Raw genomic sequence first — 20,760 nt, 5'->3', positions numbered from 1 at the left:
TAGATATGACATAAGGGAAGCACTGATACAAGCCTTTTTAAATGACTTTAGCAACTCGATAAACAGTTGCAACTCCACAATTCACTGCTTTGGCAATTTCTTCCTTAGTCATATTGCCAGCTGCTAGTAATTCTTTTATTCGTTTGTGCTTAGCCTCATTGGCTTTCTTACCTGTTGGCTTGTAACCCGAGCGTGCCAGGCCCTGCTTAATACGTTCTATACGTTTCTCATTGTCTAGGCGAGCCATTGTTGCCAGGAGATCAATCAACATATTATTAATGAGTTCTAGGATTGAATGAGTAATGCTGTCACTGGTTTGAATCATTTGGTAGGTAGTAGGAAGATCTGCCACAATTAACCGAAGTCCTTTCTCCTGAATCCTGCGCTTCAGCTCTTGAAAATCTCGTTGGGTTAGGCGTGATAAGCGGTCAATACTTTCAACTAACAAGGTGTCACCTTGATTTGCTTCTGATAGCAGCTTATTCAATTCAGGTCGGTCTAACTTCGTACCACTATAGTTTTCCACGTACACAATGGTTTCACCCAAATTCAAGTTTTGGTTTAGATCCTGAAGAATCTGCAAAGCCCTTTTTGCATCTTGATCTTTAGTTGAAGCTCGTAGATAAATACGTGTATTCATTTCTATCATTTAATCTTAATTCTATTAGATTAATGATAACAACATCATTTAATTATTGCATTAAGTCTAATGATAGATATTGTATGCGATTTGGCTCGCTATCATTCAGCTATACTCTTTTGATAAAAAAAGCATGACTAAAAGCCATGCCTTGGGAATTCGTATAACGTGTATTATGTTAATTTTAGGGAAATTTAAGAATCTCTATGCAATGGTTTATTCAATATTCTTTGATTTCTTATCTTTTAGGTTAATCAGAAATAGCCAATAACATAAGCCAGGAAATAGAGCCATAAAGATAGTCCATGTATCTGTATACATCTTCCACCACTCTTTCGAAATTTCTCCTGTGTGACTCCATCCAAAAAGAATAAAAAATGGAGTAGCAATAATTATAGAGGCAATACAGATAGTTAATAAATTAAGACTGTTATAACGATTTAAAAGAATTGAGAATATGAAGCTGAAAGGTACAGTCAAAATACAATAAGCCAAGTAGACAAGACCGTGCCCTACAAGAACCACTAAAATCGAGTATAGGCTGTATTCCTGATTCATTACGATAAACAGGACTGCTGTGAAAAAAAGTAGTGGTAAAGGAGAAAGTAAGAGAGCTTTTACTATTCTTTCATTTGAGTATTTCACTAATTTAATTCTCTTATCTACTCAATAAATATTAATACTATAATGATTTTCTTGGAGGTTTTTGGTTTCTATTTAACATAATGGAGGTATTACCGTACGAATTTCCAAAAAAAAGCGAGGATTTTCACCTCGCTCTTTTACTCAACAAATTAGAAGTTATATTTTAATTGAGCATTTACACCATTAAAGCCATCAAACGCATTAACGTGTGTATAAGCTACTTCTGCAGCCAAGTTTGGAGTGAAGTTATAGCCAGCTCCAGCCTGAATGATTAAACCTGAATCATCTTCGCTAGTTGAAACTGTATAACCTTGATAAGTAGCATCTACATCCAGGTCAACACGTGCATAACCAGCCATACCTTTAGCATAGAAGTTATTTGCTAAAGGATATTTAGCTGTTAAGCCAATACCATAGTATTGAACATCGGCATCAGTTCTTACACCAAGTTCTTCTAAATCGCCATCGAACTCGATGTCATTCACAGATTTATTCCAGAATACTTCAGCACCAACATATTCATTCAATTGCAAACCACCATTCAGGCCTAGAAAATGTACATCAACATCATCGTTATTTAAAAATGTATAGCCAGCACCTACATATGGCTGAATTGTTGTATTACCAGCATTTGCCGTAGTTGCTGCAACAGCCCCAAGAAGTGATACCAAAAGCAGTTTTTTCATTGTATATCTCATGAATATTGAAGTTATATAAAAACCTATAAATCATTGATTTAAAGGATTTGCATATATTGGAAATATAAATAAAAATTTGCAATAAATTTATACCAATTAGTAAGATAGTTTTTGATTTATTGATTAATAAATAATCTTTTCTATTATTTCTAGAAATTTTCTATTTAACATAATGGTGGTTATACGCAATAAAAAAACCTGGGCACCAACCCAGGTCTAAAATTTAAAAAACAGATAAATATCAGTGCAATAAACTCAATTTTCTAATTTCGCATAACGTGTATTATGTTAATTTTAGGAAATTTTTAGAATCACTATGCAGATCATCAATTCAATTGCGAATCATTTTATATTGTTTTCTATACAATAGTTTTTCCATTTATTTTTAAAATCTTCTATAGCTTTTTCTGCTTCTTCCTCTTTGGTATAGATAGGTGATTTCTTTACTTCATCTACTATCTGATTGAAAATTTCACCTTCCTCTTTGAAGAGGTTGCTATAAATACTTTTAGCTTTTTCTACGTCTGAACCCATTTGATGAAAAGTCATCAAGGTGTCTGCTGCATATGCAATTCCATCACATTGTTCATTGTCATCCGCATATGAAAAGGAACAAATTAGTAATAATATCGAAAAAATTATTGGTTTTCTCATAATGGGAAATTTCATTTTAAAAATAAATACTAAAAGATTTCTATGGATATTAAAATCTATAGAATTTTACTTCATTTAACATAATGGCTGTTATACGCAATAAAAAAACCTGGGCACCAACCCAGGTCTAAAATTCAAAAAACATATAAATATCAGTGCAATAAACTCATTTTTCTAATTTCGCATAACGTGTATTATGTTAATTTTAGGGAAATTAAAGAGTAGAAATGAACTTAAATCTAAATAATAAAAAATTTGTAAATGCTAAAAATACATCTAATGGAGAAGTATCTCACGAGACTATTTTTAATTATTACCAAGTAGGTGAGCGTATAGAAGCTACCTATTCTGGTGGCAGTATTACCAATGGACATTTACTAGGTTTCATGACTTCTGAAAAAACTTTCACTATGGCATACCACCACATCAATGAGATGAATGAATTACGTATAGGTGAATGTAATACTGAGATTGAGATCCAAGCCAATGGAAAAATTAAGTTAATTGAAAATTGGCAATGGCGTAATGGAGACTGTTCTACAGGCGAATCAATACTTGTTGAAATGTAAGGTAGAAATAAATAAAGCCCAGATCTTAGATCGGGGCTTCGTATAATCCGTATTATGTTAATAATATAAATTTTTAAAAGCATATTGATTTAATAATAGAAAAATTATCAGAGTAGGGCATGTGTAAAGTAAACGTTCGATTATTAACCAATAATGATTAAAGACTTATATCTTGTATGTGTTAATTTTATTAACATATGTATACCAAATTAATAATGCCTTAAGTGAAATAGTATGCTAGGTAAACATCATCATTTTTTAAAAAAATTTTCGATCAGTGATGCCGCTATAGCGTATAAAAAACCTCGCTCGACTATACTTAAATATATAAAAAGCGGAGATTTCGAACTTGACTACAATAAATTGATTGAATACAGTCAGTTAGTTAGAAAATTTGGTGAACTTACTTACTCTATACAGGACGAAAGAGAGCAACAAATCAAAAAACTAAAAGATGAAGTTATGCATTTAAAAAAACAACTTAACTTTTTTAAATATACTTCAATCTCAAACAAAAATAGACTATTAATCTCTCATAAACACTCCATTTAACATAATGGTGGTTATACGAAGTACATTTGTATATTAATTTAAATATCAGATATTTATTTAAATGGTAAAAATCCAAAAATGCCCAAAAATCCGATTTTGAAACAAGTCGGCTTTTTTATGAGCAGTTTTGATACTTCTTGCCAATAAAATTGTTTAAAAAATAGTCAATTTTGAGATTTTTCAAATTTTATCAATGCCTCAATGTCCGAAACTATCCCCAATTGCTGTGGATAAAATTTAGGCTATTTTGTACGCTTAGGCTCACATCAATCTCGGCCCTTTGCGGCTATCTGGAACAGTAGAATTTTCCTATGATCAAGTCATCAGGAACAGGATGTTCCATAACATAAAACAAAAATTATAAGTTATTGCGCATGGACCAGAGGGTACAACAGCACAATCAGCAACGATAAAAAACCCCGGCAGGATGCCGGGGTTTTTTATTGCCTATCCTTTCTCATTTGCAAAACAAACATAATGCCCCTAAAATATAGACTATAATCTATATTTTGGTTGTGGTATGTGGACAGTCATTACGACAGATCTATTTAATCAGTGGCTTGAACAGCAAGATGAACCTACACAAGAGAAGGTCCTAGCTGCCCTGGTTGTTCTACAGCAGCAGGGACCGAGTTTAGGCCGTCCTTTAGTAGATACTGTGTATGAGTCTAAATTTACCAATATGAAAGAACTGCGTGTTCAACATCGCGGTAGACCCTTAAGAGCTTTCTTCGCATTTGATCCCTTACGACAGGCTATTGTTCTATGTATTGCTGATAAAGGCGGTAAAAAGCGTTTTTATAAAGACATGCTGAATATTGCAGATGAACAATACCAACTTCATCTCACCACCCTAGGAGATAAATCTAATGGCTAAGACTCTGCAAGAATTGTTAGCTAGCCGCTCTCCAGAGAGCCAAGCCCGTATTCAAAAAATGGCAGATGAATTACTGCTAGAAAATCAGCTTCATCTTATTCGTGAAGAACTCGAAATTTCTCAAAAAGAGCTTGCTGAAACTTTGGGAATAAAACAGCCATCGCTTTCAGCAATAGAAAATCGTGGCAATGATCTTAAGATTTCAACCATGAAAAAGTATGTTGAGGCAATGGGTGGGAAGCTCCGTATTGATGTAGAGCTTCCAACAGGAAAACATATAGGATTCAACGTTTAACAATAAAAATGGGAGCTATAGGCTCCCATTTTTAGATTCGTATAACGTCTATTATGTTAATTTTAGGAAATTTAAACATTTACCTTATAATTTAACTGTAGTTCATCCGCATTTTCCCCTCTAATTCCCCAGTTTTCTTTAGGAGTTTCAAATATAGTTATCTCAACATCATTTGAATCAATACCGCATAGATTGTTTATATTTTCGAATAGAGTCTTAATAAATGCTTTTTTAGTCTCTTTTGTTCGTCCATCGAACATAAAAATTTCAATAATTATATAAGATGCACTGCGGTCTGCTGGATATATAAAATTTTTGGATTCTAGTGGAATAAAACGTTGAAACCTTTTTTCTTCAGGGTATTTTAATTCTTTAACTAAAGCCTGATGGATAGCTTTACTTAAATTATCACGATGTAATTCTATAGTTTCATCTAAAGCATAAATTTTTATCTGAGACATTACTTTCTCTAAATTAAAACCCTAATTTTAGCTTAATCTCCCCCTCCCATTTAAGATAATGGCTGTTATACGAAATGAAAAAACCTAGACTCTGGTCTAGGCTTAAAATTTAAAAAATGAATAGCTACCGATTTTGTAGACACCTTTTAGTTAGATAAAAAAGCAATTTTTTTGATCTTTAAAGAATGAGGATATAAGCTGTTTAAAACTTAATTCTAATTGGTTAATAGGTGAAAAATGAAATTAGCAGAAGCTCTCTTACTTCGAAGTGATCAACAAAAAAAAATTATTTCACTAAAACAACGTATCAATGCAAATGTATTGGTACAAGATGGTGATCAACCATCTGAAGATCCAAATGAACTACTAAAACAAGTATTTTCTTTAATTCAAGAATTTCAAAAATTAAGTTATGCAATTCATAAAACTAATGCTTTAACAAAATTAGATGATGGCCGTTCTCTACTTGCTTTATTGACTTTGCGTGATGAATTTGTAGAACAGCACAAAACCCTAACTGCAGCAATAAGTAATACATCTCGTGAATCTGATCGTTATAGTACGCGGGAAATAAAGTGGCATAAAGTTATTCCAGTTTCATCATTACAAAAACAAGCTGATGATATTAGTCTTAAATTACGTGATTTAAACGTGTTAATTCAGTCGAATAATTGGAAAATTGATTTGATTGAAGCCTAATAGTCCTTTAGATATAATCAAGTTGAACATACTGGGCGAGTACAAGATCCCTTACTTCCACAACATAGGATTGTAAATAAAGTGTAGTGGCTTGCAAAGCAAGTGGATAAGCTTAAAATTTTAAGTACAAATCAATCCATCACTTGGCATAACTCAAATCTTTGTGCAAACAAAGTTACACGTTACTTATAACTACCATGTACTGACAGTATGTTCACCTCAATTACTAAAAATAAAGAAATGAGCAAGCATCAGCTCAACTACATTTCTATTTTTAATTCAGTTCGGCTTTGTTGTATAAAGAGCTGAAAGATAGACTTTGAAAATTATAAAAATCGGAAATTTATGATATAAAAAATGTGCTCGACGATGTCGAAAAGCCGACTTGTTTCCAAGTCGGCTTTTTTAAGCAACTTTGTAATATTCTCTCAATGATAATAGTTTAAAAAGTAGGTATTTATTGATTTTTACTATTTTTTCAAAGACTCTATTTCGAAAACTATCCCCCAATTTTTGTGGGTTAAAGCTTACAAAGATATCGGATTTTTTGGGTTATTTGGAATAGGACTAAGTTGCCTAGCAGATTGGTATATATCACAATTTTATGATTTATATAAAATAAGCAAAAAGAATTTCACTATAAGGAAATCATGAGAAAAAAGATCACCTATCTAGCTGGGGCTATGACCATAGTTTTACTAATAGCGGTGATTAAACATGAAAATGAAGTAAAGGGGGATGAACAATTTAGATATTTAGATTCCATAGCATCTAAGCAACCTTAGTAAAATTGCACTTATATTTAGAAATACTAGATCATATAAAAACCATTATTTAACATAAAAACTCTTATACGCAACCCAGGTTAATCCTAGGCTTTCTGTTCAATCTCATCATTGGTCGAGAATGTATCTGGATTCATGAGCTTGATGTTTTCCTGGCATTGATCGCATACCAAGAGTCCTGCAAAAAGCTGTACATTTTTCCTTGATTGACAAAGGGTGCAAGACTTCGGAAACATTATTGTATTTGCCGTAGTGGTGAGATGAGTGCTCATTACAATTCCTGGAATTAGATTTCTCACTATCTTCTCTTAAACTTCGTAACTTGAATATTGAAGAAGATCCATTTTGAAAACTTTTGTAGAAAATAGAAATATAAATTATTGATATTAAAATTAAGGACTCAATTCTAGACTTTAAAAACTTGGTTAAAAAATCTTTCATTGAAAGCTTTTTAAAAGGCCGAGGAAGCCACACGAGCATGCCTTATCTAATTCATTAAACTGACCAAATTGACGTTTTTTATTAGACTCCTCATGATTGTTTTATGACTCAGTTCATTTATATTATTTTTCAAACACTTAATATCAATTATTGAGTTTTTGTGACTCACCCTCTTATTTTAGTAATGACTCACCCCATTTAATTATAAATATCAATATCTTGTATTAAATTTTCTTATTTTTTAAGCCCAAATACCTGAGTCAAATTTTAATTCAAAATATCAAATACTTATATTAAAAAACTGTCTTTTCGTGACTCAGCTTTTTACTATAAATAAAATCACTTGAAAGCCTTATTTTATAAGGCTTTGAGGGTTGTCATCGTTAGATGCGTGGTGTGTGACAAAAAAATCCCGGCATGTGCCGGATCCTGGATTAGAAAATTGGCTAAAGTGACGTAGGGCTAGTGCTTGGTTTTACATGGGAAAAAGTATTTATTTCCTGGTTTAGAAAAACGTAAAAAATCAATTTTTTGTCCATTCATCCAGGTTAGAAATTTCAACCCAAAACTTTAATTATGAAAAGCTTCATAGAAAGCGTTCCAATGCGATTTAAGAGCTTTTACCTAAAAAACATATAGATCTACATGGCTAAAACAGAAAATAGCTCAAAAAACGCAAATGAGAGCGAAATAGAGAGGGATTTTGACTTTAGATAGATGCATAGAGCGAGTGTCTACGAGCGAACTATCAAAATTTGCGCCTAGACCTTCTGAAAAACATTTTTTTGCCCTCTTTAGCCTAAGAAAGCGTAAGTTTCATGCAGAAATTTGCTCCTGGACCGAGCGTAGCGAGTAAAAAAGTTTTATGAGCGTAGCGAATTCCGAGTTGCTTTTGCTTTTTTTAAAGTCACGTAAGTATTCACCAAAAAATTGCCCCGACGAACTGAGCGAAAGCGAAGTTCAATAGAGTTTGAGCGAAGCGAAAACCAAGGGCAATTTTTCTTTACTTGGGCTTTTAATTATTTTTAATCTTTTAAATGCTTTTAAGTAAGCTGTAACCCTTTATTCATAATAGTTTTAGAGTTAATAAAACTAGGTTTATCGACCCATAAAACTAGGTTTATCGACCCATAAAACTAGGTTTATCGACCCATAAAACTAGGTTTATCGACCTTAAAACTAGGTTTATCGACCCCAAATTAAGTCGATTTACAATTCAATTAAAATAGTCTATTGTACAACCTAGTTTAATTATAAATTTATTATTAGAAATGAGTGAATTAATCGTAAAGGATAATGCTTTAATTCAAGCTAGCTATACTCTAGATACAGTTGAACAAAGGCTGATCCTATTAGCCATTGCTGAAGCTCGGGAAACAGGGCACGGGATAACTGAAAATAGCCTTTTAGAAGTACATGCAAGTAGTTATATCAATACCTTTAATGTCGAGAAACACACTGCTTATACCGTGCTTCGGGATGCATCTAAAAGCTTGTTTGATCGCTATGTCACGTATCATGACATTAATCCTAAGACTGGTAAGGATCGTAGCTTTCACTGTCGTTGGGTCGATAAAATTGGATATGAACCTCAATCCGGGATCGTTTTCCTACGTTTCACGCAAGACATTGTTCCACTCATAACTCGACTGGAAGAAAACTTTACTAAATATGAATTGGAGCAGGTTTCGAGATTAACTAGCTCTTATGCTATTCGGTTATACGAGTTATTAATTCAATGGAGATCTGCTGGTAAAACGCCAATTTTTGATCTATCGATCTTTAGACAACAACTTGGTGTCGAAGCTCATCAATACAAAACAATGAGTAATTTTAAAACGTATGTTTTAGATTTTGCCCTCAAGCAAGTAAATGAGTTAACCGATATAACGGCTAAATATGAACAACATAAAAAAGGACGTTCAATTTCCGGTTTTTCTTTCAGTTTTAAGCAGAAAAAAACCAACTCTGACAAAGTAATTAAGGGAACGGATACATTAGCCCTTTTCACCAAAATGAGTGATAAACAACGTCATCTCTTTGCCAACAAACTTTCTGAATTACCTGAGATGGGGCAATATTCAGAAGGCACCGAAAGCTTCCAACAATTTGCTATACGCATTGCAGAAATGCTCCAAGATTATCAAAAATTCCAAGAATTATTCCCTTATCTTCAAAAAGTTGGCTTTGCACCTGCCTAAAATTTAAACTTGATCATTTGTCTATTAGACAGTCTAATAGACAACAACTTTTGACAGGTTTAGGCATAGATTTACAACATGAAAAGCCTTACAGTTCTCGAGCTTTCTAAGCTTTACAATATCAATAGACAAACGATTTACAACAACATAAAGAAAGGAATTTTAAGTAAAAATTCTGATAACAAGATCGATTTAGCCGAAGCCATTCGTGTATTTGGAGAGCCTGTAAAAAAACAGGATGTAAAAGAATCTGTAAAAGTAGACAGTCCAAATTCGGCAGAAGTTTTACTACTTAGACAGCAGATAGACATGCTGAAAAACCAGCTTGATGATGCCAAAGATCGGGAATCTTTCTATCAGAACCAAATTGAAACGATGCAACGCCTATTAGAAGCCCCAAAACCTAATATGACTACGTTTACCGATCAAGAATTAGTGCAACCCAGCATAGCCAAACCAGATCCCGAACCTGACACAGCAGAAGCTAAACATGACGGATTGACTACTCCAGAGCGGAGGGAAAATAAGCGGATTCCAGTGCCAGAGCACATTGAACCAGAGCCTGAGAAAAGAGGCTTTTGGAGCCGTTTTTTTAGACCCTATGATTAACCATGATTGTTTAATTAATATGAATAAAGTCGTGAAACTTTGATTGAATAATAAGCGTGGAACGTGAAAAATCATAAAAAAAAAGCCCACCTTGGGGAGGTTGGGCAAAAAAGAAACTACAGCGTTGAATTTTCAAGAGAATTATAACGCATTTCGTATAAGGTGTATTATATTAATTTTAAGAAAACTAAAGAATTTTAAAGGATACTTATGGAATTTCTGATCTTTATTTTATTGATTGCTGTTTTAATTATTTTTCTTAAAATTAAAAAAAAGAAACCTAAAGTAAATGATGTGGGTCATTCGTCCACTTTTGAAACTTAGCCCTACAAATGAATATTGATTGCAAAATAAATTTGTGCTCACCTTTTCTCAGATAAAGATTCTTTACTTTTTTCCATAAGAAACAATTAAATAGCTTACTACTTCTAAATTCTATACCAATTAGAAAAAATTTACTGTTAATTAAAACTCAACAAAAGCCTGAACTTATTAAATAATCTAAATATCAGTTACTTAATGCTCAGAAAAATATTATTATTATTGTGTTATTAATGTTTAATATTTGTGGTTTGTATGTTTTGGATTCTTATAGCAGTTCTAGTTTTGATTAGTACACTATTAATTATTTCTATGTTGAAGGAATATCTTAAAAATCCTTTCAGATAAATGACTCAATTTTAATCTATTTAACATAATGGGCGTTATACGAAATGCATATTTTAAACACATAAAAATCAAATACTTGTGTTATAGTGATAATGCTCGACGATGTCGAAAAGCTGACTTGGAAACAAGTCGGCTTTTTTATGAGCGGTTTTGATAGTTCTTGCCAATAAATTTGTTTAAAAAGTAATCAATTTTAGCATTTTTCCAATGTTCTCAATTCTTCCAGGTTGAAAACTATCCCCAATTGCTGGGGATAAAATTTAGGCTATTTTGTACGCTTTGGCTCACATGAAACTCGGCCCTTTGCTGCTATGCGGCATACTGGAATTTTCCTATGATGAACTCATCAGGAACAGGAAGTTCCATAACATAAAACAAGAATTATAAGTTATTGCACATGGACCAGAGGGTACAAAAGCACAATCAGCAACGATGAAAAACCCCGGCAGGATGCCGGGGTTTTTTATTTTTTAAACTTTTAAGTGTATATACATTTTTTTTAATTTTTATGCCTTGAATAACATAAAATCATCACCATATAACAGTTTGTGTATGTATTTAACAATAAAACGTATATACACGGATCGTTTATAACTTTAGAATATGGAGTATACAAAGTGTCATGTGATGAACCCGAATTAGAATTTCGCTTCTCTGATCAGATTCTACAGAAACTGGATGAGAAGCATGGGGTCACAATTGAAGAAGTCTATGAAGCTTTTGATAATAGTGATGGAAGAACCCTGATAGATACACGAGACCGGCATAAATCGCATCCACCTACGGAATGGTTTATTAGCCAAACTCGAAAAGGTAGGTCCCTTAAAATTTGCTATATATTTGACGAAGATAAAAACATTATCTTTGTTAAAACGGCATACGAGCCTAATGCAGAAGAAGTTCGAATCTTCAACAAATATGCTTAATGCCACAACGCGTTAGTGGGGGGATTCCCCCCTTAACTCATCTACATATTGAAGTAGATGCAATCTCAATAGATTGTAAATTAATAATTAGAGTAAAGTTATGAAACAAGACAAAGCTGCAAACACTCAAGATAACATCTTTGAAGATGTTGCTCAGTGGGAGTCTAGAAATCTAGGGGCCGACGAGTCATTTGTGAAGGCTAAAGGCATGTCTAAAAAGCTTAAAAATCTCTTGAATAATAGAACTTCACAAAAAATGCAGATGATATCTATACGTTTACCATCGACATTAATAGAGGATTTAAAAAATATCGGTGAAGTAGAAGGTATCGGATATCAAGCATTATCTCGTGAGATTCTTCAAAGATTTGTAGATGCTGAAAATAGAAAAAAATTTAATGATGTTGTAGCGCAAAAAAGAGAGTTACAACGTCAAGTAGAACTAATGGAAGCACAACTTAAAGAGCTGAAACATGCTTAAAATATGATACCTTTTATTCCATAAAAATAAACGATCCCAGAACAGCAAGGTATTACCTTGCTGTTCTGCATTATGAAGTAAATAATAGTTAATTAAGGAATTAATAACCGTATGTTAAATATAGAAAATAATTTAATAATTCATGAAAAAATCGATCAAGACGTTACTATCTTAAAAGGCGGCTTTTTAACTCTTCATGGGCAAATTACTAGAAACCTATATATTCAAGCTGGTGGTACAGCTGTTATTCATGGAATGGTCGTTGAGAATCTTTATATTGATCCTCAAGGTACAGCAATTGTTAATGGCATGGTTTGTAAGGATGTGCTTAATAAAGGAAGTTTTTCAGCCACAGGAATGGTATGTGGAAATGTAATTAATTTAAGTAAGGATTAAATAATTTCTTTTTTGTGCAGAGCCTTAATACAGAAGTTTTATTTAACATAAAATCTCTTATGCGAAATTACATACCAACTTTAACCACATTGTGGACAGGTTGGATTTTAGAGATAAGAAAAACTTCTAAGGCATTTGCTAAATAAGCCGTATCACGTTCAAAGCCTATTGTAATGATGGATCCAGCATCTTTCAGTCTTGGATCTATCGCAATATATTCAGTTTTATCTTCATTCCATCGGCAATATTTCATTACCCTGGCGCTTAAGCCATTACCACGATAACGGCCAGCACCTCTAGAAGTCCCAACACCGATATAAGTCACTAAATCTCCTTTGATAAACGCATATACACCTTGTTTATCGTAATTAGGAATTTTTCCAAAATTAAAATGTACTGGTGACCATTCAGGAGGCTTTCCTAATAGACCTACATTCCAGTGATGTTCAAAGAATAATTCTGTATTACGTATTAACTCATTAAGTGTTGGATCTTCCACTACTCATCTCTCAAAATTTATAGATTAAAAAGCTTTCGGTCACGCTCATCCGTTAAATACTTATCCATCTGAGCAATTAGTTTAGCTCTGGCTTGTTCATCATCTTCAGTGATTTTTAGCATACAGGATCCAATTAAAATTTTGCGTCTAGTATCATCCTTTCGAGCCTGTTCTTTCTCTTTGACTCGTTCTCTTGCTAGTGCTGCCTGTCTTTGAGCTTTGAGCTGTTTCAGCTTTTCTTCCTGGGCTTTAATTTTGCTGTCTAGTGTTTCAGTAACGCTCATTAATCCAATACCATCATCCTGGGAAACCATCCCTAACATAAGCGCACTTGAATATGCATTCAAGGTGCTATATGTATAGTAATGTTTTCCTCGAAGAGCGCACTTATGCAAACTTCGTTTGCAAGTACGATTGGGGTCTCCCCAATACCCCGACAACCGTATTCACGGTTGTATTTCACTACGTGAAAATTTAAAAGCGAAAAACAGGCATGGCGATTTACCACTTTTCAGTCAAAACCGTAGCACGATCAGCAGGACGTTCCGCCACTGCTGCGATTGCCTATCGGGCAGGTGAAAAGATCTATTGTGAACGTGAAGGCCGAGAACATGACTACAGCCGAAAAACCGGTGTGGAATACAAAGAAATTTATTTACCCGAAGGCGCACCAGAGCATTTAAAGAATCGAGAAAAACTCTGGAACGAAGTTGAACAACGGGAAACCCGAAAAAACTCGACAGTCGCCAGGGAATTTGAAATTGCCTTTCCAAGTGAACTGAACCAGGAACAACGTCTGGCCATGCTCGAAGAATTATGTGCCAGCATCGTGGAAAGACATCAGGTAGCAGTCGATGCCTGTATTCATGCACCGCATACCGGATCCGGCAGTGATGAGCGCAATTATCACGCCCATATCCTAATGAGCACACGTAAACTTACGCCAGAAGGTTTTACAGAGAAAACCCGGGAACTCGATCAGAAACACAGTGGAGAAATCGAACACTGGCGCGAACACTTTGCCGATATCTGCAATATGCACCTGGATCTAGCCGGATACACCGCCCGAGTCGACCACCGCAGCTACAAAGACCAGGAGAATGGCCTGGAAGCCACCCTGCACGAAGGACCGAAAGTCACCGAACTGCGCCGAAAAGGGATTGAGACCGAAATCAGCCGTAGTAATGATGAAATCAAACAGAGAAATCAGGCGCAGCTGCAATACGGCAAAAATATGGATCTGCTGATTGCTGAAAATGAGATAAAACTCAGCACACTGAAAACTGAACAGCAGACCCAAATCAAAAATAGCGCTAAAACGTCACCAATTGACGAAAAAGCCCTATTTGAGGAAAAACAGAGGGAAACCCTTGGTAAAGTGCTAAATCGCGAAATCAGCGCAAAAGACGCGAATCTAGACCTGGATTTTATGCAGCGCAATCTCAAACAAGCCGAAATAAACCTGACCAAGCACCACAAACATCAAAACGAGTTCAATCAGCACCTTGCCCAGGAGATCGTGAAAAGCGGACTCAAGCAAAGTCATGACAAATTGCAAAGCTTGGTCGATCAACACAACGAATTAACCCAGAACAAACCCTTACTGTTTGGAAAAAAAGCCTGGGAAGCCCAACGTGATGCGATTTACCAAGAACACAAAAAACTGAAAGGTCAGCATGAACACCAGAAAAAACATGGTGTGAAGGATTTATTGGAAAATGAAAAATTCAAAGAACATGCCTGGAAGCAGTACCAACAACAACATCCGGCCAAAGCCAAGCAATACCAGACTCTATACCCATCCTATCAAGTCATTAAAAAATGTGTGGATGAGATCAAAGCAGAACAACAGATGAAACTCAGACAAGAACAACAGCTCAAAGCACAGCAACAAGCTCCTAAAATGAAATCTCGTGGCATGAGTCGCTAAACAGAGCGAGTGTCTACGAGCGAACTGAGAAAATTTGCCCATCCCTTTCCCTGATTACAAGCTCCCTATCCATCAATCACCTGCATGGCAGAGCATCCCGTATGGGTGCGAACTTTCCAAGTTGGATTCCTAAACCGAGCGTAGCGAGAAAAAAAAGCTGATGAGCGAAGCGAATTCCGAGTTGCTTTTGCTTTTTCTAAAAGTCACGAAAACGTGAACCAAAAATTGCCCCGACGAATCGAGCGAAAGCGAGATTCAATAGAGTTTGAGCGGAGCGAAAACCAAGGGCAATTTTTCATGAAATATGCTTTTAATTATTTTTAAGCTTTTAAATGCTTTTAGATAGCCTGTAAACCTGAATTTATAAGGCTTTGAGAGATTATAAAACGAGGTTTACCTTGCATTAAAACGAGGTTTACCTTGCATTAAAACGAGGTTTACCTTGCATTAAAACGAGGTTTACCTTGCATTAAGCGAGTTGATAATATAACCTCGTCTTATTGACTTAAAAATATAAATTTTTCATATGAAAACCGAACTAATTGTCAAAGATAACGCTTTAATTAATGCTAGTTATAACCTTGATCTAGTAGAACAACGATTAATTCTTTTAGCTATCGTTGAAGCCAGGGAATCAGGTAAAGGGATAAATGCTAATGATCCATTAACAGTTCATGCTGAAAGTTATATCAATCAATTTGGTGTACATCGAAATACTGCTTATCAAGCCTTAAAAGATGCTTGCGATGACCTATTTGCAAGACAATTCAGTTATCAAAGTCTTAGTGAAAAAGGTAATGTCATTAATCACAAGTCAAGATGGGTAAGCGAGGTTGCTTATATTGATAATGAGGCTGTCGTTAGACTTATTTTTGCTCCAGCTATTGTGCCTTTAATAACTCGATTAGAAGAACAATTTACAAAGTATGAGATACAGCAAATAAGCAATTTAACGAGTGCTTATGCTGTTCGCTTATATGAAATATTGATTGCGTGGCGTAGTACCGGAAAAACGCCTCTTATAACTATCTACGATTTCAGACAAAAAATAGGTGTACTCGAGACTGAATACAAAAGGATGTACGATTTTAAGAAATATGTTTTAGACATTGCATTAAAGCAAGTAAATGAACATACCGATATTAATGTCAAAGTTGAACAACATAAAACCGGCAGATCCATTACGGGCTTTTCATTTAGCTTCAAACAGAAAAAGTCAGCAACAAATACAGCCAATGACATTAGTCAGGACAAAGAGCTAAAAATCAATTTGACTGATGCACAACGATATTTATTTGCTAGTAAATTATCAGAACTTCCTGAGATGGCTAAACTTTCACAAGGTAATGAAAGCTATGAACAGTTTGCTGCTCGGATTGTAACCATGCTGCAAGAGCCAAATAAATTAAAAGAATTTATGCCATTACTTCGAAAAGTCGGCTTTCAATGAATGATGTCAATTGACATAGTAAAGTTAACAATCAACTATTAACACTATTTGAAAACTGGTTTACATAATGAAAAAACTGTCAGTTTCAGAACTAGCGAAATTATATGGATATTCAAGACAAGCTGTATATGCCCATATAAAGAAAGGAAATTTATCAAAAGGATCGGATGGATTAATTGACTTTTCAGAAGCCTTGAGAGTTTTTGGGGAACCACAAAAAAGCAATTCTAGTGTCAACCAAAGTCAATCAACTAGTAGGCATAACTTAACAGAAGTTGACTTGCTAAAACGTCAAGTTGACATGCTGGAAAAACAATTAAATCAGGCAATACAGAGAGAAAATCAATCATTAGAACGTGAATCGTTTTATCAAGAACAGATTGAGGCCATGCAGCGCTTACTGGAAACTCCAAAAGCCAATATGACTACGTTTACCGATCATGAATCTGAACAGGATATAGCAACAGATTCTCGGCCACAGACTGAATCGAACTATGACGGATTGACTACTCCAGAGAACAAACGCATCCCTGTTCCAGAACATATTGAGCCTACACCTAAAAAGAGAGGCTTCCTGAGTCGTTTTTTCCTTCCTTACGGTTAACCAGGACTCCACTTTTTTGATGAGCCAATTTCAGTGCAAGCACATGAAATAATGACTCCTCAAAAAACCGGATGATGTTTATTAAAACTGAATAAAGTCGTGAAACATTGCTTAAATAATAGGCGTGGAACGTGAAAAATCACAAAAAAAGCCCGAACAGGGATGTTCGGGCTATCAACTAGAAACTACAGCGTTGAATTTTCAAGAGAATTATAACGCATTTCGTATAAGGTGTATTATGTTAATTTTAGAGATTCTACATAAATGTAGAGTCTCCTTCACTTAGATTCTGGCATGTGTTCCATACTTATCAATCATGATAGAGCTAGCTTCATTTAAGCCACGCACAGTGACATTCACACCATTCTTTTGAAATTTATTTACAACAGAATCAAGCATGGCGACTGATGTTACGTCCCAAATGTGAGAATGGGTCAAATCAATAATCACATCCTTTACATCCTCTTTAAAGTCAAAACCTTGCATGAATTTTTCAGAAGAACTAAAGAAGATCTGACCTCTCAAATCATACAAACGGGCCGTTCCCTCAAAAGAAGCTGTCACCTGGATATCATTTTCAAGTTTATTCGCCAAGAACAAGGCTGAAAGCAATACGCCCGTTAATACACCTAGAGCCAAGTTATGCGTAGCAACAACTACAATCACTGTCGCAATCATGACGATATTACTACTCTTAGGATTATCTTTTAACTGAGTGACAGAACTCCATTCAAAAGTACTAATAGAGACCATGATCATTACCGCTACCAATGCAGCCATTGGAATCACTTTGAGCCAGTCGCTAATAAATACAACCAGAATAAGAAGAAAAATACCCGCAGAGAATGTTGATAAGCGTGTAAGGCCGCCTGATTTTACGTTAATCATAGATTGGCCAATCATGGCACAACCGGCCATGCCACCCATAAAGCCAGAAGCAATATTCGCAATCCCTTGTCCCTTACATTCCTGATATTTATCACTTGGCGTATCTGTCATTTCATCCACGATAGTTGCTGTCATCATCGATTCAAGTAAACCTACAGCCGCCAGTGCGACTGAATAAGGCAAAATAATCATCAATGTTTCAATATTCAAAGGAATATTTGGAATCAAGAACATTGGAAGTGTGTCAGGTAAAGACCCCATATCGCCCACGGTCCGTACATCAATTCCTAAAGCGATTGCCAATAATGTGATTGCAATGATGCAGACTAGTGGAGAAGGGAGTAATTTTCCTAATTTGGGAACCAGAGGGAAGAGATAAATAATCGCCAAACCTAAAGCAACTAGAGCATATACATGCCAAGTCACATTAATCAGTTCAGGCAACTGAGCCATAAAAATTAAGATCGCTAACGCATTTACGAATCCAATAACCACAGATTTAGATACGAACCGCATTAACTTGGCAAGCTTTAAATAGCCTGCCAATATTTGAATCACGCCTGTCAAAATTGTTGCTGCCAGCAGATATTCAAGCCCATGCTCTTTGACCAATGTGATCATAAGCAGTGCCATAGCCCCGGTGGCAGCTGAAATCATGGCAGGACGACCACCTACGAAAGAAATCACGACGGCAATACAAAAGGATGCATATAGACCGACTTTAGGATCTACACCTGCAATAATTGAAAATGCGATGGCTTCAGGGATGAGTGCAAGACCGACGACTAATCCGGCAAGTACATCCCCACGGATGTTAGAGAACCACTGTTCTCGGACATTAGATAACATAAACATAGCCTGTTTTTTAATTTTTCAGATAGGCTAGTGATGTGATATATACAACACACAAGCGACTACACCACATCACTAGACAGTGATGAGTTATTTACAGATTTAAGACGGTAAATAAACTTAAGGTGGCGTAAGTGTCATAAGATGAAGGAACTTTTTAGAGTAAAAAAAAATCAGGACAAGGGTAACAGCTAGGTACTTTTTTATAAAGCCTGGATGTTATATCCAAGCTTTGTTTAATCGGTATTTTATGAAGCTTTTAGCTCCCCAAGTAATTGACCTATTTCCAAACGTGTATAGCCACGTTCTTTAAAGATCAAAACAATAGCCTGTTTATAATCTTCAGAAATAGCCGTTTTATATTTATTAATTAATTGCAGCTCAGCATTAAGCTGAAGGTCATTTTTGATCGTCAATACTTCCGTAGAGACTTTATTAAAAATCTTGAAATTAAACATACAGGTGCTCTTTATCAATATTGTAGCGGCCCGACTACAACAAACACCTGCCTCAGCTTAGCTGGACACCCTTTCCAAAAAGATTATAGAAAAAATGAAAAGTTTCAAGTTTTACTAAACTAAAGATAAAAAAGTATCAAACTTACGTATTTTAATAATAGAAGGTTGTTGAATTAGCTAATCAATTTTTAAATAATAGTACTCAAAGGAGATGGCTATCCTCCTTACACAAACCGCCAATTCTGGCTGATGATACCTACGTTTCCCTCAAGCAGGGTACGTAGTCGCGTGCTCTGCTTTTACAAAATGGAGCTACGCTATGTTTTCCCGTCATAAAGTTCTTTATTTATATATCTTTTGCTGCTCATAACTAGGAGCAGACATGTATCTTTCTCTTTTATCAATTGCTCTCGGTTCTGTAATCGGTGACTGGCTTCGTTGGGGCATAAGTCTAAGATTTAATAGCGTATTTGAAAATATTCCTTTCGGGACAGTGATTGTTAACTTAATCGGTGCTTTTATTATTGGATTAGCTGTATCATTTTTTTCAAATAGCTCAATAAGCCCTAATTATAAGTTATTCGTTGTGACAGGCTTCTGCGGTGCTTTAACGACCTTTTCAACATTTTCAGTTGAAATTGTTGCGTTGCTACAAGCTTCAAAGTTTGAATATGCTATCTCAACAATAGCCATCCATGTAATAGGTTCATTAATCTTTACAGTACTAGGAATACTTTCCTATCAATTTTTCACTAATCATTAATAATCTAAATATTAGAAGGTAAAACAATGAGTTTTAAAAATGTTAAAGCAGGTACTAATCCACCAGATGACTTTAATAGCATCATCGAAATCCCGGCAAATGCTAAACCCATCAAGTATGAAGTGAATAAAGAATATGATGCTTTATTGGTTGATCGCTTTCTAAGTACAGCAATGTCATATCCGTACAATTACGGTTATATTCCTCAAACATTAAGCGAGGATGGTGATCCCTTAGATGTATTTGTAATAGCTCCCCATGCGGTTGCTGTAGGATCAGTAATTCGCAGCAGACCTGTCGGAGTCATGTATATGGAAGATGAAGCCGGTATTGATGCAAAGATCATTGCTGTACCTCATTCTAAGCTCACACCTCTATATAACAATGTTGAAGATCTGAGCGACCTCCCTCAGCTTCAATTAGATCAAATGAAACATTTCTTTGAACATTATAAAGACTTGGAAAAAGGTAAATGGATGAAATTTAATGGTTGGGGCAATGTAGAAGAAGCCAGACAGGAGATTCTAAAATCTATCCAAGCATACAAATAATTTAGATAAAAGGGACCCAAATCTGAGGTCCCTTTTTATGCTATTTAACATAATGGCGGTTATACGAAATTAGTAGTTTTTACGCGGAATTCCTAACGTATTCATCTTTTGTCTTATATCTTTATTTTTACCAATAGGTAAAATATATTCATAACTTACATCGAAAA

25 protein-coding genes, 1 pseudogene and 1 riboswitch are annotated in these 20,760 nt (G+C 35.0%); of the genes and pseudogenes, 15 read left to right on the top strand and 11 right to left on the bottom strand.

Going from position 1 to position 20,760, the window contains the following annotated elements; all coding sequences use genetic code 11:
* Positions 1-37: 37 nt before the first annotated feature.
* From ACEWB7_RS14060 to ACEWB7_RS14045, 4 genes are all read right to left on the bottom strand, one after another.
* Positions 38-649, bottom strand: a complete 612-nt coding sequence (locus ACEWB7_RS14060; RefSeq protein WP_411580916.1) for a recombinase family protein — start codon at positions 647-649, stop codon at positions 38-40.
* 207 nt (positions 650-856) lie between these two features.
* Positions 857-1,285, bottom strand: a complete 429-nt coding sequence (locus ACEWB7_RS14055) for a hypothetical protein (RefSeq protein WP_411580915.1) — start codon at positions 1,283-1,285, stop codon at positions 857-859.
* A gap of 149 nt (positions 1,286-1,434) precedes the next feature.
* Positions 1,435-1,971 (bottom strand): porin family protein, encoded by a 537-nt coding sequence (locus tag ACEWB7_RS14050; RefSeq protein WP_411580914.1) that lies wholly within the window; start codon positions 1,969-1,971, stop codon positions 1,435-1,437.
* A gap of 354 nt (positions 1,972-2,325) precedes the next feature.
* Complete coding sequence (locus ACEWB7_RS14045; RefSeq protein WP_168370256.1) at positions 2,326-2,637, bottom strand: 3-hydroxybutyryl-CoA dehydrogenase; 312 nt, start codon at positions 2,635-2,637, stop codon at positions 2,326-2,328.
* 227 nt (positions 2,638-2,864) lie between these two features.
* On the opposite strand from ACEWB7_RS14045, the gene ACEWB7_RS14040 reads away from it, so the two are divergent.
* From ACEWB7_RS14040 to ACEWB7_RS14025, 4 genes are all read left to right on the top strand, one after another.
* Positions 2,865-3,206 (top strand): hypothetical protein, encoded by a 342-nt coding sequence (locus ACEWB7_RS14040; RefSeq protein WP_104472901.1) that lies wholly within the window; start codon positions 2,865-2,867, stop codon positions 3,204-3,206.
* Between the two features lie 234 nt (positions 3,207-3,440).
* Complete coding sequence (locus tag ACEWB7_RS14035; protein WP_348908115.1) at positions 3,441-3,758, top strand: hypothetical protein; 318 nt, start codon at positions 3,441-3,443, stop codon at positions 3,756-3,758.
* A 520-nt stretch (positions 3,759-4,278) separates the two neighbouring features.
* Positions 4,279-4,635 carry a type II toxin-antitoxin system RelE/ParE family toxin gene (locus ACEWB7_RS14030; RefSeq protein WP_262738951.1) on the top strand — a complete coding sequence of 119 codons (357 nt, stop codon included), beginning with the start codon at positions 4,279-4,281 and terminating at the stop codon, positions 4,633-4,635.
* On the top strand, positions 4,628-4,930 hold the full coding sequence (locus tag ACEWB7_RS14025) for a helix-turn-helix domain-containing protein (RefSeq protein WP_001140620.1): 303 nt from the start codon (positions 4,628-4,630) through the stop codon (positions 4,928-4,930). The genes ACEWB7_RS14030 and ACEWB7_RS14025 overlap by 8 nt, the downstream gene beginning before the upstream one ends.
* A 71-nt stretch (positions 4,931-5,001) precedes the next feature.
* Here the strand turns inward: ACEWB7_RS14025 and ACEWB7_RS14020 are convergent, their stop codons facing one another.
* Positions 5,002-5,391, bottom strand: coding sequence for a tautomerase family protein (locus ACEWB7_RS14020; RefSeq protein WP_262738952.1), 390 nt, complete (start codon positions 5,389-5,391; stop codon positions 5,002-5,004).
* Between the two features lie 237 nt (positions 5,392-5,628).
* Between ACEWB7_RS14020 and ACEWB7_RS14015 the strand changes: the two genes are divergently transcribed.
* Positions 5,629-6,090, top strand: coding sequence for a DIP1984 family protein (locus tag ACEWB7_RS14015; RefSeq protein WP_004781077.1), 462 nt, complete (start codon positions 5,629-5,631; stop codon positions 6,088-6,090).
* Between the two features lie 871 nt (positions 6,091-6,961).
* Here ACEWB7_RS14015 and ACEWB7_RS14010 read toward each other — a convergent pair.
* The gene (locus ACEWB7_RS14010) at positions 6,962-7,147 is read right to left on the bottom strand and encodes a hypothetical protein (RefSeq protein ID WP_262738916.1); all 186 of its coding nucleotides are present in this window, start codon (positions 7,145-7,147) and stop codon (positions 6,962-6,964) included.
* A gap of 526 nt (positions 7,148-7,673) precedes the next feature.
* A pseudogene (locus ACEWB7_RS14005) lies at positions 7,674-7,859 on the bottom strand (hypothetical protein).
* 728 nt (positions 7,860-8,587) lie between these two features.
* Between ACEWB7_RS14005 and repM (ACEWB7_RS14000) the strand changes: the two are divergent.
* The 5 genes from repM (ACEWB7_RS14000) (at position 8,588) to ACEWB7_RS13980 (ending at position 12,598) form a co-directional block, all read left to right on the top strand.
* Positions 8,588-9,517, top strand: coding sequence for a replication initiation protein RepM (gene repM / locus ACEWB7_RS14000; protein WP_005065049.1), 930 nt, complete (start codon positions 8,588-8,590; stop codon positions 9,515-9,517).
* Between the two features lie 78 nt (positions 9,518-9,595).
* Positions 9,596-10,126: a plasmid replication DNA-binding protein gene (locus ACEWB7_RS13995; protein WP_262738915.1), complete on the top strand. Its 531-nt coding sequence runs from the start codon at positions 9,596-9,598 to the stop codon at positions 10,124-10,126.
* Positions 10,127-11,412: 1,286 nt separating this feature from the next.
* A complete protein-coding gene (locus tag ACEWB7_RS13990) occupies positions 11,413-11,721 on the top strand; it encodes a hypothetical protein (RefSeq protein ID WP_004811820.1) in 309 nt (102 codons plus the stop codon).
* A gap of 100 nt (positions 11,722-11,821) precedes the next feature.
* Positions 11,822-12,202 carry a hypothetical protein gene (locus ACEWB7_RS13985; RefSeq protein WP_004811821.1) on the top strand — a complete coding sequence of 127 codons (381 nt, stop codon included), beginning with the start codon at positions 11,822-11,824 and terminating at the stop codon, positions 12,200-12,202.
* A 111-nt stretch (positions 12,203-12,313) separates the two neighbouring features.
* The gene (locus ACEWB7_RS13980; protein WP_004811823.1) at positions 12,314-12,598 is read left to right on the top strand and encodes a hypothetical protein; all 285 of its coding nucleotides are present in this window, start codon (positions 12,314-12,316) and stop codon (positions 12,596-12,598) included.
* 67 nt (positions 12,599-12,665) lie between these two features.
* Here the strand turns inward: ACEWB7_RS13980 and ACEWB7_RS13975 are convergent, their stop codons facing one another.
* Positions 12,666-13,097 carry a hypothetical protein gene (locus tag ACEWB7_RS13975; RefSeq protein WP_004811826.1) on the bottom strand — a complete coding sequence of 144 codons (432 nt, stop codon included), beginning with the start codon at positions 13,095-13,097 and terminating at the stop codon, positions 12,666-12,668.
* Positions 13,098-13,114: 17 nt separating this feature from the next.
* Positions 13,115-13,381 (bottom strand): mobilization protein, encoded by a 267-nt coding sequence (locus ACEWB7_RS13970; RefSeq protein ID WP_146048166.1) that lies wholly within the window; start codon positions 13,379-13,381, stop codon positions 13,115-13,117.
* A 209-nt stretch (positions 13,382-13,590) separates the two neighbouring features.
* Here ACEWB7_RS13970 and mobQ point away from each other — a divergent pair, with 209 nt between their 5' ends.
* From mobQ to ACEWB7_RS13955, 3 genes are all read left to right on the top strand, one after another.
* A complete protein-coding gene (gene mobQ / locus ACEWB7_RS13965) occupies positions 13,591-15,027 on the top strand; it encodes a MobQ family relaxase (protein ID WP_411580913.1) in 1,437 nt (478 codons plus the stop codon).
* Between the two features lie 526 nt (positions 15,028-15,553).
* Positions 15,554-16,477 carry a replication initiation protein RepM gene (gene repM / locus ACEWB7_RS13960; RefSeq protein WP_004282204.1) on the top strand — a complete coding sequence of 308 codons (924 nt, stop codon included), beginning with the start codon at positions 15,554-15,556 and terminating at the stop codon, positions 16,475-16,477.
* Between the two features lie 67 nt (positions 16,478-16,544).
* Positions 16,545-17,081: a plasmid replication DNA-binding protein gene (locus tag ACEWB7_RS13955; RefSeq protein ID WP_005249161.1), complete on the top strand. Its 537-nt coding sequence runs from the start codon at positions 16,545-16,547 to the stop codon at positions 17,079-17,081.
* Between the two features lie 282 nt (positions 17,082-17,363).
* On the opposite strand, the gene ACEWB7_RS13950 is transcribed toward ACEWB7_RS13955, so the two are convergent.
* Entirely contained in the window at positions 17,364-18,818 is a 1,455-nt protein-coding gene (locus ACEWB7_RS13950) for a SulP family inorganic anion transporter (protein ID WP_151819645.1), read from the bottom strand.
* Positions 18,819-19,069: 251 nt separating this feature from the next.
* Positions 19,070-19,279: a hypothetical protein gene (locus ACEWB7_RS13945; RefSeq protein ID WP_004282305.1), complete on the bottom strand. Its 210-nt coding sequence runs from the start codon at positions 19,277-19,279 to the stop codon at positions 19,070-19,072.
* A gap of 198 nt (positions 19,280-19,477) precedes the next feature.
* A riboswitch (Fluoride riboswitch) is annotated at positions 19,478-19,545 on the top strand.
* Between the two features lie 116 nt (positions 19,546-19,661).
* Between ACEWB7_RS13945 and crcB the strand changes: the two genes are divergently transcribed.
* Positions 19,662-20,042: a fluoride efflux transporter CrcB gene (crcB, locus tag ACEWB7_RS13940; protein WP_411580912.1), complete on the top strand. Its 381-nt coding sequence runs from the start codon at positions 19,662-19,664 to the stop codon at positions 20,040-20,042.
* 26 nt (positions 20,043-20,068) lie between these two features.
* Complete coding sequence (gene ppa / locus ACEWB7_RS13935) at positions 20,069-20,593, top strand: inorganic diphosphatase (protein ID WP_005225406.1); 525 nt, start codon at positions 20,069-20,071, stop codon at positions 20,591-20,593.
* Positions 20,594-20,760 lie beyond the last annotated feature (167 nt).

Origin of the sequence: Acinetobacter sp. NIOH-H-8, from assembly GCF_046635365.1 — a bacterium.
GTDB lineage: Bacteria > Pseudomonadota > Gammaproteobacteria > Pseudomonadales > Moraxellaceae > Acinetobacter.
The sequence above is the reverse complement of the archived record's forward strand: the minus strand, read 5'-3'. Positions and strand labels throughout refer to the sequence as shown.